Source organism: Pedobacter polaris, from assembly GCF_005116505.1.
In the GTDB taxonomy this organism is placed as follows: domain Bacteria; phylum Bacteroidota; class Bacteroidia; order Sphingobacteriales; family Sphingobacteriaceae; genus Pedobacter; species Pedobacter polaris.
Genome location: NZ_SWBR01000001.1, coordinates 418833 through 444404 on the forward strand (window position 1 = coordinate 418833; position 25572 = coordinate 444404).

Sequence of the window (25572 nt, forward strand, 5' to 3'; positions counted from 1 at the left end):
TTATTGGTTTGAAGGAATTGTAGATTTATTTGCTTTGATATCGGTACCCATGCGTTGTAGATAAGCGATAATGGCTATAATCTCTTTGTCGCTGGTTACTTTAATGTTATCTTGTTTGAGATTTTTTACCACCGAATCGGCCTGTATTTTTAAATCTGCATTGGCAATTTTATCATAGTCCTCTTTATAAGGTACACCCAAACTTTGCATAGCTCTTATCTTGCTAGCTGTGGTTGTTGTATCTAATTTTTGGCTAATCAACCATTGATACGCAGGCATAATACTTCCTGGCGACATTGAGGTTGGATCTAACATATGGTTAAAATGCCATGCATTTGAATATTTCCCACCAATGCGGTGTAAATCTGGCCCGGTACGCTTACTTCCCCATAAAAATGGATGATCGTACACAAACTCTCCAGCTTTACTGTATTCGCCATAGCGTTCGGTTTCTGAACGAAATGGACGTACTGTTTGGGTATGACAATTCACACAGCCTTCTCTGATATAGATATCCCTACCTTGCAGTTCTAATGCTGAGTAAGGTTTTACGCTGTCGATAGTTGGTATGTTAGATTGAATGGTAAATGTTGGCATCATTTCTACCATCCCACCAATCAAGATAACAATAAGAGCAAGCACCATAAATTTAATGGGTTTACGCTCCAGTTTTCGGTGCCATTTTTTATCGGCTGCATCTTCCACTATTACCTCTTCCAGAGGCATGGCTTCTGCAGGTTCATTAGCTATTAATTTAGCACGCAACATTGTTTTAGCCAAGTTAATTGTCATTACAATTACACCAGCTAAATAAAGCGCTCCTCCTATAGCACGCAAAACATGCATAGGGATAATTTGTAAAGTGATGGTTAAAAAGTTAGGATATTTCAATAGACCTTCTGGCGTAAACTCTTTCCACATCAATCCTTGTGTAAAACCAGCCCAATACATCGGTACTGCATAAAATAAGATTCCCAGAGTGCCGATCCAAAAATGGAAAGCAGCCATTTTTTTAGAATATAATTCTGTTTTGTAAATACGAGGGATAAGCCAATATAAAACTCCAAAAGTTAGAAAGCCATTCCAACCCAAAGCACCTACATGCACATGGGCTACAATCCAATCGGTAAAATGGGCAACACCATTAATTTGTTTTAAAGATAGCAGTGGCCCCTCAAAAGTGGCCATACCATAAGCGGTTAAGGCTACGACCATAAATTTTAAGGTCACATCTTCACGCACTTTATCCCATGCACCACGTAAGGTTAACAGTCCGTTAATCATCCCACCCCAACTTGGAGCAATTAGCATAATAGAAAAGGCAACGCCTAAAGACTGCGCCCATCCTGGTAAAGAGGTATATAACAAATGGTGTGGACCCGCCCAGATATAGATAAATATAAGCGACCAGAAGTGAAGGATACTCAATTTGTAAGAATAAACTGGCCTGTTAGCCATTTTAGGCAAGAAGTAATACATCATGCCCAAATAAGGCGTGGTGAGGAAAAATGCCACCGCATTGTGCCCATACCACCATTGCACTAGTGCATCTTGTACACCAGCGTATACATAATAGCTTTTTAGAAAGGAAATAGGCAGTTCAAATGAATTTACAATGTGCAGTACCGCAATGGTTACGAAGGTGGCAATGTAAAACCAGATGGCTACATACAGATGTCGCTCTCGGCGTTTAATAATTGTACCAAACATATTGATACCAAATACCACCCAAATTAAAGTAATGGCAATATCAATAGGCCATTCTAATTCCGCATATTCGTGGGAGGTAGTAAAGCCAAGTGGCAAGGTTATTACGGCCGATACAATAATCAGTTGCCATCCCCAAAAATGGATTTTGCTAAGCAGGTCGCTAAACATCCTTGCTTTTAACAATCGTTGCAAAGAATAATAAACACCCATAAAAATAGCATTGCCCACAAAGGCGAAAATTACCGCATTGGTGTGTAATGGTCTAATACGACCAAAAGTGGTGTATTGGTTGCCCAAGTTCATGGCTGGCTTAAAAAGCTGCATGGCAACAAGAAGTCCAACGGTCATCCCGATAATGCCCCAAATAATAGTGGCAAGCCCGAAATTGCGGACAATCTTGTTATCGTAAGTAAATTTTTCTAACTGCATAAGAAATAGAAATTGCTTGTTTGTAATGGAACAAAAGTATTTAGTGAAGCCCCAATGGCTGGTGATAAAGCTTAGAGGAAAAAGTGATTGATATCATAATTTAATTCACTAAACTATCCGCTCACAGCATGCCAAACCGAGGCAAGACATAACGCTAGACAATCAGAATATTAAGTTAAACAAGCACTCAGAATGGAGTTTTGATAGTTATTAGAAGAGAACTCCTATTCCACTTCGTCATCATCAAACAATACCCTCATCCCGGGCGTTACCACATCATCGTGTTGTCCGTTTTTAAGCGACCAGATAAAAGCCCCTAAAAAAACCAATGCCATCAGCACACTACAGCCGACTAAAAAATACAGGATATTCATAATAAATGGTTTTTACGTGCAAAAAATCTAGTGGCGATGGTTGTAAAACTGATGATTGTAATGGTACTAATTGGCATGAGCACTGCGGCAACCAAAGGATAAAGCGTTCCCTGCACGGCAAAGTATAGTCCTATGCAATTGTAAGCTATTGCAATGGCAAAACTGATTTTGATGATTTTCAGTCCATCTTTGCTAAGCTGATGAAAATTGGGCAAATCATTTAGCGAGCTTCCTTTTAGAATGCCATCGCAACCCGGTGTAAAATTATTAATGTTATCGGTGATGGCAATCCCAAAATTACTCTGTTTTAAAGCACCCGCATCATTAAGCCCATCTCCCAACATCATTACTTTTTCTCCTGTTTTTTGTTGTATTAAAATCGCTTCGAGCTTATCATGCGGACTCTGTTTAAATTTAACTACTGCATTGGGTAGGAATAATTTTTTTAATGCTTCATGGTCTTTATTGGTATCGCCAGATAAAACAGTTAATCTAAAACTGTCTTCTAGTTTTGAAATCAGTTTATCTAGGCCTTCACGCCATTGCTGCTCAATTACAAAAGTACCTTTGTAGGCACTGTTAATTACAATATGAACCCCACTTTGTTGAATAGGTTTAATATCAAAGGGCAAGATAGCTTGATTACCGGCATACACCATTTGGTTATTCACTAAACCCTTAATCCCTTTACCAGGGATTTCTTTGTATTTAGAAATGGCATAAAATCCGTTAAACGAAAGGCTTTTTAAAATCTGTCTGCTCAAAGGATGTGAAGAATGGTTCAATAAAGACACCACTAATTTCTTTTCTTCTTGATCAAGTGTGCCAGTAAAATGAATTTTGGCATTTTCGGTAGTGGTTAAAGTTCCCGTTTTGTCAAAAACAATAGCACTACACTTTGCTAATTCCTCTACTGCATCGGTATTTTTTACATAAAAGCCTCTTCTATCAAATACTGATAAAATTGCCGATAAAGTAAAAGGTGTACTCAGCGCTAACACACATGGACAAGCTACAATAATTACTGCAGTAAATGCAGCCCAAGCTTTTGTGGTATTACTGTTAAAAAACCAGTATCCCATAGCTGCAAATGCGATAATGAATACAGCTATACTGAAGTACTTAGCTACACTATCATTAAAATTATGTTTAAAATTATCGGTATAGTGCGCTTTGTTCCACAAACTGGTCAGGTAACTTTGCGATGGATTTTTCACTACTTCAATTTCTATTCCCTCACCCATTTGCTTGCCCCCAGCGTAAATAATTTCCCCCAGAACCTTTTGTTGGGGTTCGGTCTCGCCAGTTACAAAGCTCATATCAAGCCAAGCATCGCCTTTCATTAAAATAGAATCAGCAGGTACCAATTCGCCATTCCTAATCCATAACCTATCACCAATTGTCAATTCGTTAATTGCCTTCGGCTTTTCTTTTCCATCTTGTAAAGTGGTAATGGCAATGGGGAAATAAGAACGATAATCGCGATCAAATGAAATGTGATGATAAGTACGCTGTTTAACCCACTTGCCCATCAAGAGCAAAAAAACAAGGCCAGTAAGCGTATCGGCAAAACCTGGTCCTATATTAAAAACCACAGCATATGTAGTGCGCAAAAACAGTACTGCAATAATCAAAGCGAGTGGCGTATCCAGATTTACATGTTTGTGTTTGAGGCTATTCCAAGCGGATACGAAATAATCACGACCGCAATAAAACGTTACTGGAATAGAGAAAGCCAAATTAAGCCAGCCGAATAAGGACTGAAACTGTCGCTCCAGACCAGAAAGACCAAAATATTCTGGAAAACTAAATAACATCACATTGCCCATGCAAAAGCCGGCAATCGCAATTTTAAGGATCAGGCTTTTGTTTACTGAATTACTATTTTCTTTAACTACATCTTGTAGGTTGATAGCAGGTTCGTAGCCAATCTCTACCAAGGTTTCTACAACATTCCTTAAACTTAACCCTTGATTTTTGAAACTAATGGTTACTTGTTTCTTCAAAAAATCTATTCTTGAGCTGAAAATAGCAGGGTTTATCTTATATAAATGCTCTAACAACCAAATGCAAGAACTGCAATGGATAGCTGGAATATAGAAGGTTACTATTGTACTTTTTTCGTCCTGATAATCGATCAGTTGTTTAATGACGCTAGGTTCATCCAAATATTCAAAATGGCTAGTATGGCTTAAACGTTTGCCTGGAGCATCATTGTAGGAGTAATAAGCACACATGTTATTTGCTGCTAAAATCTGATAAACCCCTTGGCATCCGGCACAGCAGAAATGTTTGTCGTCAATTACTCGATCAATTCCTGTAATTTCTTCCCCACAGTGATAGCATATACTTGCACTTAAAATTTTGTGGTGTTCTATCATTTTAATCTTATTAATCCTAATTAAACCGCACTACTAAATAAACTCGTCTGCGGCTGTCGTTCCCACAAGCGCTCGTCAAAAGCCATACATACATTCCTCAAAAAAGACTTTCCAGCAGCAAGAATTCGAATTTCTTGGTTGTTTATTTCCACCAAATGATCTTCTAATAATGGCATTAGCCTTTGTTTAATTTCCAATGGGATTTCTCTCCTGAAACTAGTTATGCCATTGCACATCAGGTTTAAGATATGCTGACGGATGGAAAGATCGTTTTCATTTAACAGGTGACCTTTCTCAACTGCAAACTGACCACTATTAATTTTCGATAGGTAATCCTCTACGGTTTTGCTGTTCTGTGCAAATGCCATTTCGCAATCGCTAATAGACGAAACACCCAGTCCAATCAAAATTTTCGTATACTGTTCTGTATAACCCATGAAATTTCTATGCAATTGGTATTTTTCACTTGCTTTATACAGGCTATCTTTTTTCAGTGCAAAATGATCCATTCCTATTTCTTGATAACCACTGCTAATTAACAGATCCCTACCAATTTGATATAGTGCAAATTTTTCATTACCCTGTGGAATATCTTTTTCAGCATAATGTCTTTGCCCGGGTTTCATCCAAGGCACATGCGCATAACTGTAAAAAGCTATTCTTTCTGGCCACATGTTTATTATCTCCATAATGGTTTGGGCTATTCCTTTAGTTGTTTGCCCAGGTAGACCATAAATCAGATCGAAATTAATCGAATCATATCCCAGCTTTCTTGCTTCTTTGGTAATATGATGTACCTGGGCTGGGGTCTGAAAGCGATTGATCATGAATTGCACTTTAGGATCAAAATCTTGAATACCAAGACTAAGACGTTTAAAACCTAATTGATGCAGTGTTTGTAAATGATTCTGAGTTGTATTATCTGGATGCCCCTCAAAAGAGCAGGCTATGTTGTTGTTAGTTTCGCCTAGTATGGTTGTAACTAAGCGTTGTAAATTCTGCGGATTAAAAAAAGTAGGTGTTCCACCACCCAAGTGCAGCTCTTTAATTTTTGGCTTTTCGCCAAGAACTTGGCAGTACATTTCCCACTCTTTAATTACCGCATCAATGTAAGGAATTTCTACTCCATGGTTTTTGGTAATCCGGGTATTACAGCCACAGTAAGTACATAAACTTTCACAAAAAGGTAGGTGAATGTACAAACTTATGCCTTCATCCTTTTGCGCTGCATAGCTTTTAATTAGTGAACCCAGCCATTTATCCTGGCTAAATGATTCGTTTTCCCAATAGGGCACCGTTGGGTAACTGGTATAGCGAGGTGCAGCAATATTGTATTTTTTAAGCAATGCTGAAGTATCCATCTTTTTAACTTTTTATTTTGATGGCACAATCTCTTTGGCACAGGCAGGCCTTGCCAACACAATTTCCTGCCGCCCAGTTATCCAGATTAGCAATTACCTGGTGCATGTTGGCAAGGGCTTCCCCATCTTTAAAAGGGATGTTGGCAATTTTTAATCCAGCTGATTTTGCCGCATTCAGATCTATGTGATCATAACCATATGTAGAGGATGCAATATATTTAACTCCAAGGTTCTTCAGTCCTTCAATAATAGGTGCATCAATCAGATCGCGATTAAAAACAATAAGCGCCTCCTTACCAGCAGCAAAATTTACTGTATCCAGCGTTAAACTATTGGCGATAATGGTAATGTCATGTTTTTTATAGTTGGCCAAAACAAGCCATTCCTTCTCTTTAGGGTCGATGTTATAAGCGATAGCCTTCATATGCATATTTTTCTACCTACAAAACTAGGCTGATTTTACTCCAGGCCTAGTGAGATGGGTTACGAGAAAAAATGATATTCGTCAGAAAACCCCAAGGGTAAGGAATGAATGTTTAAATCTGACTGAAATCCCAAATTGCAGTGCTTTTTTCGTCATCGCTTCCTGCTTTAAATCAACCCAAAAAGTAATCAAAGTCATATTTGGGAGGGCAGATAATTAGAACTTTGCAAGATCAATCACGGACGATTATCATCATAACTAATAAAGGCAAATCACCGATGACCTTAGACTTTTCAGAAAAAATACATAATGAAAAACGATATTAAAAACCTACAGCATATCCAACAATTGGTTAATACGTTTTATGAACAAGTGCAGAAAGATTCACTTTTAGGAGGCATTTTTATGGGGGCAATCAACGATTGGCCAGCTCATTTGGCAAAGATGTACCGTTTCTGGCAAACAGTTTTGCTAGAGGAGCATACCTACAGTGGTAGCCCCTTTCCGCCACATGCAAAAATGCCATTAACTGCCGATCACTTTAACCGTTGGCTCTCCATCTGGAAGGCAACCATAGATTTATATTTTGAAGGAGAAAAAGCTGAGGAAGCGAAATGGCGAGGCGATGTAATGGCAGAAATGTTTCTTTCTAAAATTGAATTTTATAAGGAAAGTAACAGAAAGCCGCTACTATGAGCAAAAATATCGGAATAGCAGCTGTCTATACCTGGATAGGCTTTGTAGGGGCCATTAGTTTTATGGAGGCTTGGCTCAAATTTAGAGCTCCTGGTGTTACCCTACCCATAGGTCTTGGCATTGGTCGTTTGGTATTTGCCGCATTGAATAAAATGGAATGGGTATTACTATTAAGTATGCTGGTATCGCTGTTTCCATTTAAAACAACAAGCACTACCAGCAAAATATCATTATCTATAGCTGCCTTAATTGTTTTGGCACAAACCCTATGGTTATTGCCTATGCTAGATGCCCGTGCAGAATTGTATATCAAAGGTGTTCAAGTACCTCCAAGCAATGTACATTTCTATTATGTAGCTACTGAAGCTATAAAAATAACTGCATTGCTTATACTCGGAGCATCACTATTCGAACGCCAAAAAAATTAGTCAATGGGCATTAAATAATGGTAGTAAAAAAATAAACTTATCATATAACTTATGGAAATCGCATCAATTTTAAAAGACATTGAATACCAAGATAAACAACCTGCTATAAAAGTGCTATTAAATACGCCTGCAGTTAAAGAAATAAGGATTAGCTTTAAAAAGGGACAGGAAATGAAGGCACATCAGGCTGGTTATCCCATTGTTGTGGCTGTTATAGAGGGATGTATTGATTTTGGAGTAGATCAGCAAAGATATATCTTAGATAAGGGGATGCTTATTGCACTAGATGCCAATGTATCTCATGATCTTAAAGCAGAAGAAGATAGCATTGTACGGTTATCGTTAAATAAGTTAGACAGCATAGAACGAGTGCAGCAAGTTGTTAAATAGCACAACTGTGGTACACTCAAGATTCCAAATAATAGGAGACATTAAAACTATATCTTAATACCTATTGCTTCACATTTCTCAACTTCTCAATGGACAAAACCTGTATGGCATTTCCACTTTTTTCAATCAATTTTTCATCCTTAAAATCAGCCAACATGCGGCTAACGGTTTCACTTGCAGTACCTACCAAAGCAGCCAAATCATCTCGAGAGATTTTTAAGGTACAAGTATCAGCGTTCGGTTCTCCAAATTTACTGGCTACCTGAACTAGAGCGTCAGCTACACGTTTACGTACCGAAAAATAGGCCAATCGCAGCATTTGTTCTTCTTTTTCTTGTACACTACCTGAGAGCATTCCTATAAAAGCATTAGCAATTTCTTGGTGATTAAGTAGGTACTCTAAAAAATCGGCCTTAGCAATTAAAATGAGCTCGGTATCGTTTAATGTTGCTGCATTTTCTGCATACAATGATGACCTACATAAACTTTCATAGCCAAAAAAATCGCCCTCACTGTACAAAGTAGAAGAAAGTTCCCTTCCATCTTTGGCGCGTTTATAGGTTTTAACCTGTCCTTTTTTTACAAAGTAGAGATGAGAAGGATCATCATTTTCCACATAAATAACTTGTTTACTGGCAAAAGATCTCGTTTTCCCTTTTGCCTTTAGTGATTCGAAGAGAGAATCTCTATCACCGCCAGCAGATTTAAAACCAACTGGTTTGTTCCTCTTTTTAAGTCGACTTTCTATCGAATTAAAAAGCTCTACATCATCAAAAGGTTTAGTCAGATAGTCATCAGCACCCATTTCCATGCCTTTACGCATATCAGCCCGTTCGGCCTTCGCGGTCATGAAAATGAAGGGAATACTTGCCGTTTGTGGATTTTTTTGTAACAGGTACAATACCCCATAACCATCGAGTTCTGGCATCATGATATCACACAAAATAATATCTGGAATATGCTTAATAGCTAGGTCTACACCTATTTTACCGTTTTTTGCAGTAAAAGTTTCATATCCAGCCAAATCCAACATCTCAGCAGTGCTTTCTCTGATATCGTCGCTATCTTCAATAATCAATGCTTTTTTCATCTGTATAATGTGTTTTAAAGGTGAGGAAGCTATCAATTTATTCATTTTGCAATGAAATTATTTTGATAGCTTATCCTTATTAAAATTTAAATTGAAGCCTAAAGGTAGTCCCAATATTTTGTTCACTTTCGCAGGTGCAGGTTCCATTCATCAAACCTACGTAACGTTTTACAATATTTAGCCCTAATCCAGTTCCTGGGATATCTCCAGTATTATGTGCTCTAAAAAATGGTTCGAATAAATTATTCATTTCTGTTGACGGTATCCCAATTCCATTGTCTTTTACATCTATAATGAGCTCATGCTCATTCACAATGCTGTTAAACTGAATCATCGTATCTTCTCCAGAATATTTAATGGCATTCGAAATTAAGTTAATGATGCAGTTTTTAAGCAGGTTCTGATCCAAAAACACTTGGCCAGTAGTACCTTTGTGCTCATAAACGATCAACTGCTTTTGTTTGGTCATCAACTGCATTTCTTCGGCAATTTCTTCTGCAAAAGGAAAGATATCAAACCATTGTGCAGTCGGCTCTACCTTTCCTGCCTCTAATTTCTCCAAAGAAAGGAAATCGTTGAGGATGGTAGTGAGGTTATTGATAGCATTTTTAATTTTTGCTGTATGTTTCTCTACACTATCTACATCATTTTTCTCCACATATTTGTTGATTAACGAAGCTGACAGTTGTATGGAGCTTAATGGTGTTCTAAACTCATGAGAAGCCATAGAAACAAACCTAGTTTTTAATTGGTTTAGCTCTCTTTCTTTCTGAAATAGTGCATTTACATGTTCTTTTGCAGTTTCGAGTTCATTAATTGATCGAATTAGCTCTTGCGTACGTTCTTTAATCTTCGACTCTAGTTCTTCGGTATAACTCTTGATTTTGATTTCATCTTCTTTCTGTCTACTCAGGTCGTGGATAAATCCAGTATAGATCCTTCGATCAGTGAATTTAATTTCGCTTACGCCTAGCCTAAAAGGGAAAATACTCCCATCTTTGCGCTGGCCAGTAACCTCGCGGCCAATGCCTATGATCTTTTTCTTTCCGGTTTGCTCATAATTAGCCAAATAGCTATCGTGCCTGCGTTTATCTGGTTCAGGCATGAGTACCGAAACATTTTTGCCCAACAATTCTTCTCTACTTGGATAGCCGAACAGTTCGAGCGCTGCTGGATTAATATTCTCTATCAATCCCCGATCATCAATCGTAATTATACCATCTATCGCATTCTCGATAATCGCGATCAATAACTTTTCTCTTTCCATTGCTAAAGTTTCCATTCAAATATAGCTCAAATTTTGCTTTAGATGGTTAGCCCATTTAACTTGGTTTCTGCCGAAAGCAATGGGGTATAAAACTTGTTTTCAAAAAGTTGTCCATCAATAGAAAATTGGCTAAAAAGCTGCTTGTAATAGTCTATTCCTTCTAATAACTGCGTTTTGAACTTAATGAGTTGAGTTTCCTTCTTGCCGGTAAAATCCTCCAGCATGATCTTAATTTCAGTTTGGAGGTAATTCACATAGAGTTCTAATTCTTTGATCAGCATATTTGGGCGTTTCACTGTTTCTAATAAATTATATTTGCCATAAATGTGACCTACCATTTCATCTAACGAGTAAGTTTTTGAGAAATAAGCTAAATTTGGCCCAGGACAAATGGCTACTGCCATGCTTTCTTTTGGTTTAAGAATTCCAACTTTTTGGTAGGTAGAACTGCAGAGACCTTCGCAAAGGCACACCTTTTCAGTTATTCTATCCAATTGCTTTTCAAATTCTATAACAGAGAGTTCTTTATCCTTAAGTTCCTTAATTTTCAAATGCTGATATTCCCTTGAGGCAGTACAAATAGGCTCAGTTGTAAATTCGGTATTGGTACAAAGATATTTTTTGGTACAGGGGCTTCCCGGTCGTCCTTTTTTAATCCGCTCCAACCGTTCCTTGTCTATACCACTGCCCTTAAAGTTATTAAAAAGCACACCTAAGGGTGATGAATTGCTAAGGTAATAAGAATCTTCGGTGGCATTAACCAGTTGATCTAGAGTTGATTCATCAACATTTGTTACTTCGGGCACTAACAAAAACGGACTTCCCCAACCGGTGGAATCCAATTGATAATGCACAAGTAAAAATTCGTTTTCTGCTGCTGTACCAATTCCTCCTTGAACACTTACGCGCTGACTGGGTAAAGTAACCGAGTCGATTCCTTTTGTTAACAAACCTGCACAATACAATGAAAAAAGTTCTTCAATCATCTGCTTTTTCATTTGCTTAAATTCTTCCAGTATGGGCCCAAGTAGGTAGCCTGCTGTAGCAAAGGCATGCCCTCCACAGTTCAATCCACTTTCTATCCTAAATTCCGAAACCCATAGTCCTTTTTTTGCTAAAAACTTGGCCTGTATAAATGCCGATCTAAAATCGCTAACTTTTAAAATGATCCTCTTTTTCAACACCTTATTTTCATTTGGGAAGAAATCATCAAATTGCTCGAGGTAACTATATAAACGTGGATTCATCCCTGCTGATAACACTACAGATGAATTTAACCTGCTGTTTGCAAATCCACGAAGTGCAGATAAGGCATCACTATTCTCATCTCCAGTAATTTCAGCACCATTTTCGTGATTGACACGATCTACCTTAGCCATGATATTAACGTCTATGGCTCCTTTTTCCATCCGATTGCGCAAGATATTTTGAAAAATGATTTTTCGTTCGCCTGCTGGATAGTCCATCATTAGCTCATATCCTTGCTTCAGTTGCGAATCGTCTGGGAGCATTTCAAAATAGCGACAAAGCTCGTTTCCTTCTTCAAATGGAAGTTGTTTTAAGGCTTCAAAATCTTTGTTTACAATTTGATCTAGTAGATTAAGGTAACAGGTAATTCTTCTTGCCCTACTATCAGGGCTTCCTTTAACAATTGGCACATATATATCTCCTCGTTTTTGGTTATGATAGCTTCTCATGCGTTCGATGAGTTCATCGTCTACAATTGATACTACTGAGGAAATGCCATATTTAGCCACTTGAAGTGGCGTATCGATTGAAAAACCAAGGCCTAGCACTGGGATATGAAATTTGTGTACCATTTGATGTTGTTGCTGTTTATGTCCCAAAAGTATTGGCTCTCCTCAAATCCGGCTGGAGGTTACATCACCAAAAAAAATGATCTTGGTCACTCTTTCTGAACTGAACGTAAAATGGTGTGCATAAAGCGAGATTCTGCAATTGGCAATAATCATTTTAAGAAGTGATCATCATCAGTATTTCGAAGAACAGGTTTGCAGAACTTTACATTATCAAACCAAATCACATGAAAACATATTACACGGCGTCGTCCACTAAAAAGAAAGATGATACCAATACCATACTAATTATTGGAATTATCATATTGTTATTGCAGCTTACCTTTCATCTTTCGGTGGGTGTGAGCTATTAAATATATCATTGTTATGAAAAAGATCCTTGTTCCAATAGATTATTCTACCTATTCGGATAATGCTGTTCATTATGCCATTGAAATTGCAAAAAAAATTAATGCCGAGATTCATCTTTGCCACGGACTCGAAGTTTCAGAACTCATTCCTATGGCTGGAATAATGATGTGGCCAACGGAAAACTTTAGCGAAATCAAAGAAGATTCTGATAAAGATTTGCAAAAATATATCGACAAATTAAAAAACAATACCCTACTTAGTACCCCCTATTTCCCGAACATTACATTTAGTAGTGAAACAGGGTCGGTCAAACAGATTGTAGACAAACTAAAAGGTGAGCAACATTTCGATCTTGTTATAATGGGCCTAGCAGGAGCAGGTAAACTCCAACGATTTTTCTTGGGTAGCAACAGTCGTGATGTAATTGAGAAAACAAATATTCCGATACTATTGGTTCCCAAAGCAACCGTTTATAGGCCACTCAAAAAAATTGCTTTTGCTACAGATTTGAATGAAAGTGATCTGAATTCTATCCATGCTATTGCTAGGTTATTTTGCCTTTACGATCCAGAAATTCTATTGGCGCATGTGGCTAATGAGTTTTCTGATTTTCATGAGCCTAGAAGCAAATCAAACCTTTTCCTAAATAGGGTAACGTGTAACATCAATTATTCAAAGATTTATTATAGACACATTAATGCTACCAATGTTGAGGAAGGTCTAAAATGGCTTGCCGAAAATGGGCAAGTTGATATGTTGGGCATGATCCATCGTCATCCTAGCATGTTCGCCAGAATTTTAGAAGGTAGCCATACCCAAAAACTGGCACAAACTGTTCATCTTCCACTATTGGTAATGCCTGAAGACAAAACACTTATCGGGTGGTAATAGAAGGATAGAAATAAGAGAGCTGCAAGCCTACTTTGGCTAGAGCTCAGAAAGGCAATGGTACTGGTTAAACAGTTATACTTGCAAACATAAGTTAGAGAACTCCAAATGTACTACATCAAACTATCGATATCATAACCGAATCTGTGCTGGGAAATATGAATCCCTAGAAAATTGGTTGGATATTAATATAGGATTGGACGCTCCTGCGGTTTCATATAAATCCCCGCTTTTAAATAATTTACCAAAGATTCTAAACATAAGTATTTACCTTACGGCGATTTCGTAGGACAATTAATTTTCTTTATATTGCTAAATAATCACCGAATTATGCAAAGAAATTGCTGCCTCTTTTTTTTCATTCTAATTTTTAATATTGAAAATTTGAAAGCACAAATACCTCAAGTTTTGAATAATAGTTATGCCAATTTGAAAGCACTCAAGAGCCTTAGTTATTGTACTAATTTTACCGAGGAAAATCCTTTTAATCCCGGAGATTTCTTTAGGGGCACAACCAAAAGCCAAATTTCATACAATGATAATAGTTCTGTTAATTTCAAAAAAGAGGAAAGAAACATAAATTTGGGACAGATATTTACAAGAGAAATATACAACAATAGCAAGCTCCATACTTTTGATTTAGTTGATAGTACCTATACTAAAGATGATATTAAAGGTGGAGTTAAAAGTGAACTGCATGAAATCATTTCAGGCACCCTAATACTTTTGCGGAAAAACCCTTCTAAAATTCTTCAATATAATGACACATTGTTTAATGGAAAGAAGTGCTACCAATTTTTGATCAAAGCCTATGACACCCTAGCAAATGGCAATCATGATTATACTTTTAAAACTGTTTTAATTGAGAAACACTCATTGATGCCTGTTTATTACAAAGAAATTGGTGCTGGAACTGCTTTTAAAGATGGTTTTCCCATAGGCAGGTTAAAATTTTTTATTGAAAAGAGCTTTATAGATATTAAGGTAAATGAATTAATAGTTGATACTGAAATTAAAACTGATGGTTTTCATGAGCTCAACACCAGTATGTTGAATGTCGGTGAAATTGCCCCACCAATTGATGTAATTCCAATAGCTAATGATGAGCTAAATGATATTAGCGTGTTGAAAGCTCCAGTTAAGTTAGTTGTTTTCGGTTCCACTACTTGTTCGGCAAATCCATTATCAAACCCAATGTTAAATCGGTTACATTCTAAATATTCCACGAAGCCATTTTCCATAGTGAATATTTACACAGGGGACAAAGTGGAGCAGATTACAAAATATGTACAAAATAATAGCTTAAAATTTCCGGTTTTTTTTGGAACTAGATTACTAAGAGCCAAATTTAAAACTGTGGGTACACCCAATTTTTACCTTATTGATCCGAATGGCAGAATCGTAGCAAGCATAAGCGGCTATAGTAACTCCTTGGAAGAAGAATTGACAACAAAAATAGATACGCTGCTCAAAAAAATTTATTGAGTTATGAACTACCTTCATAAGCTTGTCCATTGAGTTTTTTATCCTTAATATAGCTGTTGATCTATAATAAACCTTTCCATTTTCCAAGAGAACAACACTATCTATTAAATCAAAACCTTTTATATCAACTTTAACCTTAAACTCTCCGCAAACTCACTTTGTAAAGATGCAAAACAGAAATAGGCATCCGGATCACTATCAAGTATAAATTGTATAAATCCATTCATAGGTAACAAACGCAATCAAATACTATGATAGATTTTTTTGTTTTACTTTCTCAGAGCAATAGTTGTCCAACATTTTAATTATTTTCTGATTTGTAAGTGAATTTTTAATATGGTTTAATGGTAAAATAATAGAGAATTTTAAACGTAAATCTTAAGATGTTTGAACTAGCAACTATAAATCAATACAATTCTTGAATACCATTCAGCTGTTTAATTATAACTAATAAATATAGTGGGTTAGATACTTGTGTAATGAATACCTAGTTTCATGTAGGAAAAGCACCTTTATATAAAGTTTTTTGATTATTACAAAATCGTTACATAAATTGCAATTTCAGATTGGCCTTCCAAATCAAGATAGATATTAATTCTAAGTAAAGAAAACACTATCGTATTGAAAAAATGGCAATCGTTACTTTTTTAGAGCTCTTGAGATCAGTGAGTAATAAAAACTAATTAGGTAGATGAGTTATGATGGTCATTTAGAATTTTTAAACCCCTTTGTAATAATATTCACAGATATTCAGCATTAATTCTTTTACCAATATATTCACATCATAATATCCAAAAACAATTTACACATGTATACCTGCTTAATAATAGATGATGAACAGCGTGTAATTTCTTCACTCTCGGATTATATTTCTGGAATGCCACAGTTGCATTTGATTAAAAGTTATACTGATCCAGAATTGGCTGTACGAGATATTGAGAATGGGGACATTATAGACTTTTTATTTCTCGATGTAGATATGCCTAAGCTGAGTGGACTCGAAATAGCGGCGATGATTAGGCACAAAGTTCGTTGTCTCGTTTTTGCAACCGCACATACCAAATATGGATATCAGGCTTTTGAACTTGAAGGAGATGCATTTTTATTAAAGCCATACAGCTTCTCAAAATTTGAACTCACTATAAGCAAATTAATTGCAAACAAGCTCCTTACCAAGCCGACGCAGTTGTCCAGAGAGTTTTTTATGGTAAAGAACAAAGACAACAACTACGTTATGCAAAAAGTTATATTTGCTGATATTATTGCTGTAGAGAGCAAAAAGAATTACATTAAAATACACACTGTTTCATGCGATGTAACTGCTTACCTGACTTTAGCTGAAATGATTGTGATACTTCAAAACCAATCTGGATTTGCTCAGTTCCATCGCAGTTTTGTGATTGGTATTAATCATATTAATTCAATAGATGGAAGTTCGATTAGCATGTCTCAGGGATTACGTTTCAACGTAGGGGATTCATATCGCCATTCATTTCTGGAATTTTTAGCCAACTATTCTATAAGAACAGAAAGAGGACGATAATACAAACTATACCTATTCAATAAAATAATTCTGAATATTCATTTACCTGGAAAGCTAAAACAGTAGTTGATATTAGATAATTGCCATCCAATATTTGCATTATCACTCTTAGTATCTAAAAGGTTAAGTAATAATTTGACTACTCCATCCCCCGTGTTCATCAAGGAAAAACGCTGACTTAACAAGGAATATTTGTCTTACGTGTAGAAATGAGTTTTAAAATACAATTCTATTTAAATTAGAAATGAAATGTTAGTCTATAACGGTTGCTAAATTAGCTATCTCATGAAAAAAACTAGTTTTATAAAATTAAGTTTATTTTATTTCGCTTGTTTCCATCTTTCCTTAATCCTATTGGTTGTTCTTGGAGATTCCATTACTGGAATGCAGTATTTACTTGCTAGTAAAACGTCAATTAAAATAGATTCAAAAGATATGGTCAGCCGAGCAAAAAAATGTCTTCGTGAGACTTTAACACTACCAGGAATATATCATTACTCTTTATTTAGCGGTTGCGACGCTGGTTATAATTACTTTGCTCCAAAAGTAGCTAGAAGCGTCTCTTTAGAATGTGTGCAGTATGATAGTGAAAGAATGGAAATTAGTAGATTATATTATCCTCTTTCACTAAAAACACATGAAGGCATACAGAGATATTCCGTTTCATTAAGCAATTTCAACAATGCTGCTAAAAAAATGAACACGGCAAAAAAAGACAATTTGTATCATATGTTTACCCAAGCGGTGGGGCTAAAAATCCTTCAATCCAGTAAGACACATAAAACTGCATTTGTAGAGTTAAATTTTTCCACTTACGTATACCCTAGTCTTTCCAATTTCGAAAAGGGGATAAAACCTACTATGATTAATATAAAAAAAATTAATTTAAAAACAACCCTTGAAAAATAAAAAGTCAAAATCACTAATAAGATTCTTTTTCAGGAATCGGGTGGAAGATGTTTCTTTCCTCCCGTTTTTCCGTATAGCAATTGGGTTCTTTAGCTTGATACATTTTTTATTAATAATTCCAGATTTCGGTACACTTTATGGAAAAGATAGCATAATTAATGGAGCGATCATGAGCTCATTTAAACCCGCAACTATCCCCAATCTTACCCAAACAACTGACTTTTTATTAGGGTGGGCAAATCTCTCAGATAAAGCCACCATGTCAATAGTTGTTATCATCTACTCAATTTTGTGCGTATTTTTAATTTTAGGTTTTCTAACGCGTTATGCTGCTTTCTTCCTAATCATCTTGCATATAATAATTTTTAAAGGATCAATATTATATAGTTATGGGGCGGACAGTATAACATCTATTGCATTGTTTTACTGTTTTGTATTTCCTTTAGGTACAATGTATTCCCTTGATCATATATTATTTGATAAAAAAATCGTATCACCTAGTCCGTACAGAAAAATACTTCAACTACACCTTTGTTTAATTTATGTTTCTTCAGGTTTTGTAAAACTTACGGGAATGGACTGGCGAAGTGGGGAGGCGATTTGGCAAGCCATACATCAAATACGGCATAACATTTTATTAGATGTAAACTATGATGTTATCGGCAATTATCCAGTTTTAGCAATCTTGTTTTCTTGGAGTGTTTTGCTCATTGAATTATTTTACCCCCTATTAGTTTTTAAATCGAATATACGCAATTATGGACTCATCCTAATCTGCCTGCTGCATATTGGGATAGCCGTCTCTTTAGGACTGTATTATTTCTCATTATTAATGATAATAATTAATGTGACAGCGTTTTTAAATCTCAATAGTAAATATTTATCAAAGAATTTTGAATGACATAAGGTCAGCATTAAATAAGCTGGAGCAATACAATATCTGGTCAAAACACGAAACACCTATGAAATTTTATATAATATTTTTTGGACTTTTTTGTAACTCTTGCATAGTCTTGGCTCAATCTGTTAAAATTATTGGTTCTGTTCAAGATACTAGTAAGAACTTAAAATTCAACCAGGCATCGGTAGTTCTTGTCAAATCAAAAGACTCAATAATTTATGCTGACACAAGAACCGTAAATGGAATATTTACCTTCCAAAATGTCGTTAAAGGCCAATATCATTTAATTATTTCATATCCAAAATACGTCGATTTTTTTCTCTCTTTGAATTTAGAGAAAGACAGTTTGATGGATTTGGGGACAATAAACTTAATGGATGAGGCCATTTTATTAAACTCAGTAGTAGTTAAGGGCAAAAAATTGGGTATTAAAATAAGGGGGGACACAACAGAATATGATCCAGCTGCATACAATTTAAGACCAAATGCGACAGTTGAAGATCTTTTAAAGCAACTTCAAGGTATGCAAGTGGATAGAAACGGCAATATCACAGCACAAGGTAAGCAAGTACGTCGTGTATTAGTAGATGGTGAAGAATTCTTTGGTAACGATCCGACTTTGGTTACAAAAAACTTACGGGCTGATATGATCGATAAGGTCCAAGTATTTGACAAAAAAAGCGATCAATCTGCTTTTACAGGAATTAATGATGGAAAGGAGAGTAAAACAATCAATTTGAAGCTTAAAAAGGAAAATAAAATTGGAAATTTTGGGCGAGTGGAATTAGCAGCAGGAAATTTTGGATTTTATCAAGGACAGGGTTTCTATAATCACTTTCATAATGACAAAAAAATTGCAGCATATTTATTTTCAAACAACACAGGAATTGTAGGCCTAAGCCGAAGAGATCGCCAGCAATATTCAGATGGTGGAGTTGAAGCAACTTACAATACCTTCGATATAGATTCATGGAATGGCAGTTATGGTGGTAAAGGTATCCCAAACTCTACTGGTTTAGGTGGTCAGTTCAGTAATAAATTTAACGAAGGAAAATTAAGTATGAACATCAATTATAGCTATAATCATCTAAATGTGTCAGGAAATGACTTTATTGAACGCCAAGAGAATCTACCAGCTTTATACTTATTAAGCAATTCTGTTAGAAAATTTGACAACAATCAGCAAAGGAACAATTTAAACAGTGACCTTAAAATAATCCTAGATACAAGTTCCTCATTAGCAATTAAAATAAATGCTGGACAAATCAGTCGAAAAACATTTAATGATTTTAGATCAGAGGCTCGGGATTCAAGCGAGAATATTGTTAATTCAAATTCTAGACTTTTTAAAACTTCCGCCGATAAATATGCTGGTGCAACAGATCTTTTGTATCTAAAAAAATTAGATAGGGAAAGAAGAACAATATCTATTGGACTTAATATTTTCCATACAACATCGACGTCTTCAGGAACTTTAATTTCGAACATCGAGACGGAAACACCCACCGATTTAAACCAGCTAAAGTATAATAAAGATTATACCTCAATAATAAACTTAAAATCTGTTTATACAGAGCCTTTATCAAAGTCTGCTACAATCTCTGCAACCCTGATTTGGATACATAATTCCGGTGCACTCAATCGTGAGACGTTTGATCAAGAACAAAATTCTGGGAACAAATTATTAAATAACTCATTAAGCAATAATTATCATCTTGAACAAGTTTTCGAGAGAGGAGGTTTAAATTATTATTTTTCAACTAAAAAAATAAGATTACAAGCTGGTACAGATTTCGCTCATATAAATTTTAATCAGAAAAATGTATCAATGAATTCTTTCTTAAAAAGAGAATTTTACAATTTCTATCCTTCAGCTGAATTTGCCTATAATTTTTCGGCTATGGAGACCCTTTCGATGAAATATAACGGCTACCCTACATTACCATCAATTGAGCAGCTACAGCCAATTATAAACAATAATGACCCATTAAATCTGATTATTGGCAATATTAATTTAGATCCATCATTTTCAAATAATGTATCACTAAATTATATAGCTTTTAAACAAGCAAACAATATCTTTATTAGCGGAAATGTTAACCTATCACAAATCAAAAACCCAATATCAGCAGTCGTTACTACAGATTTGGAGGGCTTAAGTATCTATGAGTATAATAACTTAAGTACTGTTTCGAACCTAAGGTATTCTGCTTCATTTTCATTTGGAGCACCTTTAAAAATTAGTGATATTTCTTTCACTGTTGATGGAAGTATGGAGGGTAATCGTTTAAATAATATCGTAAACTCAAGGTTGTCAAAAAACCAACTAAACATGTATAAGCTAACACTAGGGTTCGGAAAAGCTAAGAAAAACTTTTACAATTGCGGGGTAAGCTTTGGGGTAATTTACAACTCGAATAAAAACAGTTTACAACCTCTGTTACGAAACGAATCGTGGGGTTATCAAACAAGACCAAATCTTGATTTTTATTTGCCATTTAAAATGAGTCTACACACTGAGGTCGACTATTTATTCCAAGGAAAAACGACAAGTTTTACAAGTGATTTTAGCAGGGTTTTATGGAATACTTATTTACAAAAAGACTTTTTTAAAAATAATGAGCTCTCTATTAAGGTATCGCTTAATGATGCTTTAAATCAAAATAGGGGGTTTGAAAGGTATATTACTCAAAACTTAGTTATTCAAAACACATATGATACAATAAAGCGCTATTTCATGTTATCTTGCATTTGGAATTTCAAAAAATTTAATTCAGCTAAATAATTTATGACAAACTTCTTAAAAAAGCATCTGCAAACTGTTTACTTACTGCTTTTCGTACTGGTTCATCCTTTCAATTCTAAATGTCAAAACCGAGGGATTATAGAAAGCGGGACTATTGAATTTGAGAGATCTGAGAATGTTTATTTCTATTTAGACAATTATTACGGAACATTGGAGGGTGACATGAAAAAATATGCAGATGAATATAAAAATAACAATCCAAAATTTAAGCTCACTTCTTTTGTCTTAGAGTTTGACATTAATCAATCTGTATTTATTCCTAAATCTAATTCAGAATTAAAAATTGACTTTTTGTCGCAATATTCTTCAGAAAACAACGTCAGAATGGATTTTAGAAAACAAACTTACAATGCTCAAAAGAATATTTTAGGTGTTAATTATTTATTAAATGATCCCATTAAAAAAATAAATTGGAAGCTTACAGGAGAAACTAGAGAAATTGCTGGTTTTCTTTGTCGAAGGGCAAATGGACTTGTTTCCGACTCGATATATGTTGTAGCTTTTTATACTGATCAAATTATACCAAAGGGTGGCCCAGAATCTTTCGCAGGATTACCAGGAATGATTTTAGGAATAGCTCTTCCAAATGAGCATATAACTTGGTTTGCAAAAAATTATTCCCCCGATCGTAATATGCAATTACTATCTACTAGTAAACTGGCAGGCAAAAAAGTCACCAATTATGAGTTGGAAGAAATTTTTAAAAAGGAGGTGGCTATAAAGCCTTCTAGCCTTTTAAATTTTATTAGAAGGCGATCCTTGTTTTAGAAATTATTAGCAAGTTTAAACATATATTTCCCTGTTACATTTGATATTGGGATAGGTCCATAATGCCTTGAGTCCTTTGAATTATTTCTATTATCCCCTAATACAAAAATATAGTCTTTTTTGAATGTATAAGTTGTAATCTTTTTCCCATTTAACCGAAATTCATCATTATAAAGTTTAATTATAAAGCCTTCATATTTCTTAATTAAAACATTGTATACCCTATAGTTCTTAGCATTTAACTTTATAGTCATACCCTTATAAGGGATTTTTATTAGTTGTAAATTGTTAACATCGAATTTTCTTTTCGAAGCTGTTGATTTCGCTGTTTTAGTAGTTGGAACATCTATCTGAATAGAGTCTACTTCCATTGATTCAATAAGAAGTTTGTATTCACCTAAATTCAAATTTAAACTTAAATAATTTGAGTTTCTTACCAGATCAGCATTAAAATAATCTATGCCAGCTTTGCTGAAAAATCGTTCTAATCTATGGTATGACTTATAAAATATCTTAAATCTAAATAAGACATGCGAATCTTCGTTAAATTTGCTTCCATTAACTTTTACATCTTCATTTAAAATTTCGATGTTTTGGCCCGGTAAAGCTATACAACGCTTTATGTAGAATGATTTTTCGTTAGAGTCTAATTTAAATACGAGTATATCCCTAGGCTGAAGATCATCCTTGGCATTTAACCATTTTAAGATTCCAGATAATAATCCAGAATAATGAGTTTTATTGATTATCACCTTATCACTGACAAACAACTTGTCATTCATTGAGTTGCTTGGTATATTGAAAACATCGAGAAAGCAAGATCTAATAACCAAAAGGGTTGAAAAAAAAAGAAAAAAAGTGACAACTATATTCTTTAGATTTTTTTTTATTCTAATTTTCATCTAACTAATCAAGAGTGAACTTACGTATGCCTACATTTTTAAATGCAGTTAAAGCGTAAAGGATATTTGCGTTTTGAGGATCTATTGCTATCTGATAGCAATCTTTATCCAATATTATTTTCCTTACCGGATTGCCATTCCAATCGTAAACCAAAATTATATTGGAGGATAAAGAATTTGCCTCAGATGTTTCTGTTAATTTGCCATTGAATAGAGCGAAGATAAAATCATTTGTAACAGTAATATTGTTGAATCCATACCTATTGGTTGGAGTGAATTTTGATTTCATGGTACCATGTCCTAGATCCAAAATTTTAAATCTAGGTAAGTAATATAATTTTTCTTTTATCAATTTCGGATTATTTTCCTTGATGTTAAAAATCTGATACATTGCACCTCTCGCTGAGAAATTAGCTATCTCACGTCCTTTCGGATGAGCTGCTAGCTTTCCTCCTAGTACACTTTTAGTCCATCCAATATTATCTATATCGTAGTATTCTTTAAATATATCATTCTGCGACTTGGCTAAATCAATTCCAGTAATCAACTTCTTATTTATCACATTATATCGACCAATTACTTTACTGTCAAGCTGTGAGAAACTAATATTACCAGTAATTATCGAATCAGATTGCAAAATTGGGTCTATAAAAGTAAACTCCGTTGGAAGAACGGAAATTAGCCTTGGAGCATAATGACTGTCTTTGATTAAGCTATCTAAATCAAATTTAAAAAACCGGTGTGGTGTTGATGCTTCATAAACTGTAAAGTGCTGTTGATCCTTAATTATCCGATTCAATCCCAGACTATTTATATTATATTGATTTTCACCACTACCAGTCTGAGCAAATCTTCTTACAAGGCTACCATTATTTAAATTAACTATGGAGAAGGCTGTATAACCATTGTTATCATAACAAATAGCTAACGAATCAAATACATGTATAGTTCTAGGATCATATAAAACGCTATCACTTTTTAATATTATATCGGTTCCGACCAAAGATTTTTTAGGCAAAGTAATGAAATCATTTAAGGGATCTTCTTCATCTCTGCTAGGGTCGCAGCCGTTGCCAATTATAACAAGTGATACTAACAGTAAAGTTTTAACAAAAGTAATTCTCATAGTTGAATTTGATTGTGTAAAATACATGATCAAAATATTAATACATTAGGCATGACCTAAAGCTAAAGTGTTGTAGCCTACAAAATAGAAATCAGATAATGATTTCTATTATTATCAATTAAGGAATAATTTAATTAGGCCAGTATATCATTTTAGCATGATATAGTCTCTTAAATCAAATTCTTAGTTTCACTCATTATAGAATCACTAACAATAATCAAAATTACAACTCATCACATCTTTTCTAAACCTAGTTTTCTTTTTTAACAACAATTTCAGGCCAGCAGTTACCTTATCCAAGGTAGTTAGAAAACTCATTGGCTGTTCCAATCCTACACATAAAGCCTAAATTTCTTTTTGAACAGTCAATTTTACATGACTAATAGATGTAAACACATTGTTAATTCATATTTTATAAATATATATGCAAAAAAACCCAGATGAAAAATCTGGGTTTTTGTAGTTACTTCATTAAAGTATTTAGCCTTCAACTTTGAAGCTCTTGAGATTACTGTTTCTTACCTTTAATTGTGGCAGATCCCCCGTTATAGGTAACTGTACATTCACTTCCATTCTCACTGCAATTTACAGTTTCACCAACGCCAATTTCATCTTCCTTTTCAGTTGCCTTCGCATCTAAAATCGCAAACTGACTGTTAGATGCAACGGCAGAAACATCTCTTAGTTTAATTTGCGTTTGACTGTTCGCTTCGTTTCCATTAAGGTTACTTAACCCCCAAATAGACATAGCTAAAGCCAACACTGGCATTCCAGCTTTTAACATCAGTTTTTTCTTAGAAAATTTTTCCATGATTTTTAAATTTAGTTTATGATTAGATTGATTGTATTCTATAAAACATCGTTATTAAATATTATATAAGATTTGTTTCTTAAGGTTTCTAAGAATCTACATTCACTGGGGATCATTTAATTTTACGTTACAAAAAGACCTTGGCATTATAAGTCAGCAGTCGATCAATATTATCTTTATTTCAATACAAACATAGCACGTAATAAGATTAGGTACATTTATTAATCTTTTCTACCTTTAATTGTGAAAGGTTGTCCATTAAAAGTAACTGTACATTCACTTCCGGTCGCTCCGCATGGACAGCTACTCCCAACTTCACAAGTCGAAACTTCTCCTTCAGTTTCTGCAGCTTTCGCATTCTCTATATCCACAATATTGGATATTTCGATTTTTTGAATATCCCTTAATTTAATTATCGCTTGCTTGTTGATATTCATCACATCAAGGGTTGCAAGGCAAACAATAATTACACATATTACATTTACAAAACAAAACATCAAAACTTTCCTAATCATAACTAAATCCTCATAAATAATGTGTTATTAACATAATCTAAATTAAGAAGAATGAAAACACAAAAATCAATCCTACACATAAAAGTCTCATTCCGTGCCCAATATTCTATATGACATGACGAATGGATAAAACACCTAATTATACAACCATAAGACTATAGCCATCTATCTAACAATGAAATATTTATGAAATAAAAGTC

The 25572-nt window shown here is 34.8% G+C and carries 23 protein-coding genes; 11 read left to right on the forward strand and 12 right to left on the reverse strand.

Annotation, left to right across the window (positions count from 1 at the left end):
- The 5 genes from ccoN to FA048_RS01920 all read right to left on the reverse strand — a co-directional run bounded on the left by ccoN (position 1) and on the right by FA048_RS01920 (position 6679).
- Positions 1-2139: a cytochrome-c oxidase, cbb3-type subunit I gene (ccoN, locus tag FA048_RS01900; protein ID WP_136838401.1), complete on the reverse strand. Its 2139-nt coding sequence runs from the start codon at positions 2137-2139 to the stop codon at positions 1-3.
- 224 nt (positions 2140-2363) lie between these two features.
- Positions 2364-2513, reverse strand: coding sequence for a cbb3-type cytochrome oxidase assembly protein CcoS (gene ccoS / locus FA048_RS01905; RefSeq protein ID WP_136838403.1), 150 nt, complete (start codon positions 2511-2513; stop codon positions 2364-2366).
- Positions 2510-4894, reverse strand: coding sequence for a heavy metal translocating P-type ATPase (locus tag FA048_RS01910; protein ID WP_136838405.1), 2385 nt, complete (start codon positions 4892-4894; stop codon positions 2510-2512). Before FA048_RS01910 ends, ccoS begins: the two co-directional genes overlap by 4 nt.
- 20 nt (positions 4895-4914) lie before the next feature.
- Positions 4915-6255: an oxygen-independent coproporphyrinogen III oxidase gene (gene hemN, locus FA048_RS01915; protein ID WP_136838407.1), complete on the reverse strand. Its 1341-nt coding sequence runs from the start codon at positions 6253-6255 to the stop codon at positions 4915-4917.
- A 4-nt stretch (positions 6256-6259) separates the two neighbouring features.
- Positions 6260-6679: a Rossmann-fold NAD(P)-binding domain-containing protein gene (locus tag FA048_RS01920; RefSeq protein ID WP_169306794.1), complete on the reverse strand. Its 420-nt coding sequence runs from the start codon at positions 6677-6679 to the stop codon at positions 6260-6262.
- Between the two features lie 309 nt (positions 6680-6988).
- On the opposite strand from FA048_RS01920, the gene FA048_RS01925 reads away from it, so the two are divergent.
- From FA048_RS01925 to FA048_RS01935, 3 genes are read left to right on the forward strand one after another with little or no spacing between them, the layout of a single operon-like run.
- Complete coding sequence (locus FA048_RS01925) at positions 6989-7375, forward strand: group III truncated hemoglobin (protein ID WP_136838411.1); 387 nt, start codon at positions 6989-6991, stop codon at positions 7373-7375.
- Complete coding sequence (locus tag FA048_RS01930; protein ID WP_136838413.1) at positions 7372-7803, forward strand: hypothetical protein; 432 nt, start codon at positions 7372-7374, stop codon at positions 7801-7803. The genes FA048_RS01925 and FA048_RS01930 overlap by 4 nt, the downstream gene beginning before the upstream one ends.
- A 51-nt stretch (positions 7804-7854) precedes the next feature.
- Positions 7855-8193: a cupin domain-containing protein gene (locus FA048_RS01935; RefSeq protein ID WP_136838415.1), complete on the forward strand. Its 339-nt coding sequence runs from the start codon at positions 7855-7857 to the stop codon at positions 8191-8193.
- A 61-nt stretch (positions 8194-8254) separates the two neighbouring features.
- On the opposite strand, the gene FA048_RS01940 is transcribed toward FA048_RS01935, so the two are convergent.
- The 3 genes from FA048_RS01940 to FA048_RS01950 form a co-directional block, all read right to left on the reverse strand.
- A complete protein-coding gene (locus FA048_RS01940; protein ID WP_136839383.1) occupies positions 8255-9283 on the reverse strand; it encodes a response regulator in 1029 nt (342 codons plus the stop codon).
- 79 nt (positions 9284-9362) lie between these two features.
- Positions 9363-10550 carry a PAS domain-containing sensor histidine kinase gene (locus tag FA048_RS01945; RefSeq protein ID WP_136839384.1) on the reverse strand — a complete coding sequence of 396 codons (1188 nt, stop codon included), beginning with the start codon at positions 10548-10550 and terminating at the stop codon, positions 9363-9365.
- Between the two features lie 38 nt (positions 10551-10588).
- Entirely contained in the window at positions 10589-12370 is a 1782-nt protein-coding gene (locus tag FA048_RS01950; RefSeq protein WP_136838417.1) for a hypothetical protein, read from the reverse strand.
- A gap of 224 nt (positions 12371-12594) precedes the next feature.
- Between FA048_RS01950 and FA048_RS19995 the strand changes: the two genes are divergently transcribed.
- The 8 genes from FA048_RS19995 (at position 12595) to FA048_RS01985 (ending at position 22018) form a co-directional block, all read left to right on the forward strand.
- The gene (locus FA048_RS19995) at positions 12595-12720 is read left to right on the forward strand and encodes a hypothetical protein (RefSeq protein WP_262709714.1); all 126 of its coding nucleotides are present in this window, start codon (positions 12595-12597) and stop codon (positions 12718-12720) included.
- Positions 12721-12733: 13 nt separating this feature from the next.
- On the forward strand, positions 12734-13606 hold the full coding sequence (locus tag FA048_RS01955) for a universal stress protein (protein ID WP_136838419.1): 873 nt from the start codon (positions 12734-12736) through the stop codon (positions 13604-13606).
- Between the two features lie 384 nt (positions 13607-13990).
- Positions 13991-15091 carry a TlpA family protein disulfide reductase gene (locus FA048_RS01960; RefSeq protein WP_169306795.1) on the forward strand — a complete coding sequence of 367 codons (1101 nt, stop codon included), beginning with the start codon at positions 13991-13993 and terminating at the stop codon, positions 15089-15091.
- 808 nt (positions 15092-15899) lie between these two features.
- Complete coding sequence (locus FA048_RS01965) at positions 15900-16634, forward strand: LytR/AlgR family response regulator transcription factor (RefSeq protein ID WP_136838423.1); 735 nt, start codon at positions 15900-15902, stop codon at positions 16632-16634.
- A 285-nt stretch (positions 16635-16919) separates the two neighbouring features.
- Positions 16920-17543 (forward strand): hypothetical protein, encoded by a 624-nt coding sequence (locus FA048_RS01970; protein WP_136838425.1) that lies wholly within the window; start codon positions 16920-16922, stop codon positions 17541-17543.
- Positions 17533-18444, forward strand: coding sequence for a hypothetical protein (locus FA048_RS01975; RefSeq protein ID WP_136838427.1), 912 nt, complete (start codon positions 17533-17535; stop codon positions 18442-18444). The genes FA048_RS01970 and FA048_RS01975 overlap by 11 nt, the downstream gene beginning before the upstream one ends.
- A 61-nt stretch (positions 18445-18505) precedes the next feature.
- A complete protein-coding gene (locus FA048_RS01980) occupies positions 18506-21229 on the forward strand; it encodes an outer membrane beta-barrel protein (protein ID WP_136838429.1) in 2724 nt (907 codons plus the stop codon).
- 3 nt (positions 21230-21232) lie between these two features.
- Positions 21233-22018, forward strand: a complete 786-nt coding sequence (locus FA048_RS01985; protein WP_136838431.1) for a GLPGLI family protein — start codon at positions 21233-21235, stop codon at positions 22016-22018.
- Here the strand turns inward: FA048_RS01985 and lepB are convergent.
- The 4 genes from lepB to FA048_RS02005 form a co-directional block, all read right to left on the reverse strand.
- On the reverse strand, positions 22015-22920 hold the full coding sequence (lepB, locus tag FA048_RS01990) for a signal peptidase I (protein ID WP_136838433.1): 906 nt from the start codon (positions 22918-22920) through the stop codon (positions 22015-22017). The two genes, FA048_RS01985 and lepB, sit on opposite strands and share 4 nt — an antisense overlap.
- A 4-nt stretch (positions 22921-22924) precedes the next feature.
- A complete protein-coding gene (locus FA048_RS01995) occupies positions 22925-24073 on the reverse strand; it encodes a BF3164 family lipoprotein (protein WP_136838435.1) in 1149 nt (382 codons plus the stop codon).
- 481 nt (positions 24074-24554) lie between these two features.
- The gene (locus FA048_RS02000) at positions 24555-24857 is read right to left on the reverse strand and encodes a hypothetical protein (protein ID WP_136838437.1); all 303 of its coding nucleotides are present in this window, start codon (positions 24855-24857) and stop codon (positions 24555-24557) included.
- A gap of 221 nt (positions 24858-25078) precedes the next feature.
- Positions 25079-25372, reverse strand: a complete 294-nt coding sequence (locus FA048_RS02005; protein WP_136838439.1) for a hypothetical protein — start codon at positions 25370-25372, stop codon at positions 25079-25081.
- Positions 25373-25572: the final 200 nt, after the last annotated feature.

Excerpts from the sequence above, each read along its gene's own strand:
- ccoN (WP_136838401.1), bottom strand. The coding sequence starts at position 2,139 with ATGCAGTTAGAAAAATTTACTTACGATAACAAGATTGTCCGCAATTTC.
- ccoS (WP_136838403.1), bottom strand. The coding sequence starts at position 2,513 with ATGAATATCCTGTATTTTTTAGTCGGCTGTAGTGTGCTGATGGCATTG.
- FA048_RS01910 (WP_136838405.1), bottom strand. The coding sequence starts at position 4,894 with ATGATAGAACACCACAAAATTTTAAGTGCAAGTATATGCTATCACTGT.
- hemN (WP_136838407.1), bottom strand. The coding sequence starts at position 6,255 with ATGGATACTTCAGCATTGCTTAAAAAATACAATATTGCTGCACCTCGC.
- FA048_RS01920 (WP_169306794.1), bottom strand. The coding sequence starts at position 6,679 with ATGAAGGCTATCGCTTATAACATCGACCCTAAAGAGAAGGAATGGCTT.
- FA048_RS01925 (WP_136838411.1), top strand. The coding sequence starts at position 6,989 with ATGAAAAACGATATTAAAAACCTACAGCATATCCAACAATTGGTTAAT.
- FA048_RS01930 (WP_136838413.1), top strand. The coding sequence starts at position 7,372 with ATGAGCAAAAATATCGGAATAGCAGCTGTCTATACCTGGATAGGCTTT.
- FA048_RS01935 (WP_136838415.1), top strand. The coding sequence starts at position 7,855 with ATGGAAATCGCATCAATTTTAAAAGACATTGAATACCAAGATAAACAA.
- FA048_RS01940 (WP_136839383.1), bottom strand. The coding sequence starts at position 9,283 with ATGAAAAAAGCATTGATTATTGAAGATAGCGACGATATCAGAGAAAGC.
- FA048_RS01945 (WP_136839384.1), bottom strand. The coding sequence starts at position 10,550 with ATGGAAAGAGAAAAGTTATTGATCGCGATTATCGAGAATGCGATAGAT.
- FA048_RS01950 (WP_136838417.1), bottom strand. The coding sequence starts at position 12,370 with ATGGTACACAAATTTCATATCCCAGTGCTAGGCCTTGGTTTTTCAATC.
- FA048_RS19995 (WP_262709714.1), top strand. The coding sequence starts at position 12,595 with ATGAAAACATATTACACGGCGTCGTCCACTAAAAAGAAAGATGATACC.
- FA048_RS01955 (WP_136838419.1), top strand. The coding sequence starts at position 12,734 with ATGAAAAAGATCCTTGTTCCAATAGATTATTCTACCTATTCGGATAAT.
- FA048_RS01965 (WP_136838423.1), top strand. The coding sequence starts at position 15,900 with ATGTATACCTGCTTAATAATAGATGATGAACAGCGTGTAATTTCTTCA.
- FA048_RS01970 (WP_136838425.1), top strand. The coding sequence starts at position 16,920 with ATGAAAAAAACTAGTTTTATAAAATTAAGTTTATTTTATTTCGCTTGT.
- FA048_RS01980 (WP_136838429.1), top strand. The coding sequence starts at position 18,506 with ATGAAATTTTATATAATATTTTTTGGACTTTTTTGTAACTCTTGCATA.
- FA048_RS01985 (WP_136838431.1), top strand. The coding sequence starts at position 21,233 with ATGACAAACTTCTTAAAAAAGCATCTGCAAACTGTTTACTTACTGCTT.
- lepB (WP_136838433.1), bottom strand. The coding sequence starts at position 22,920 with ATGAAAATTAGAATAAAAAAAAATCTAAAGAATATAGTTGTCACTTTT.
- FA048_RS01995 (WP_136838435.1), bottom strand. The coding sequence starts at position 24,073 with ATGTATTTTACACAATCAAATTCAACTATGAGAATTACTTTTGTTAAA.
- FA048_RS02000 (WP_136838437.1), bottom strand. The coding sequence starts at position 24,857 with ATGGAAAAATTTTCTAAGAAAAAACTGATGTTAAAAGCTGGAATGCCA.
- FA048_RS02005 (WP_136838439.1), bottom strand. The coding sequence starts at position 25,372 with ATGATTAGGAAAGTTTTGATGTTTTGTTTTGTAAATGTAATATGTGTA.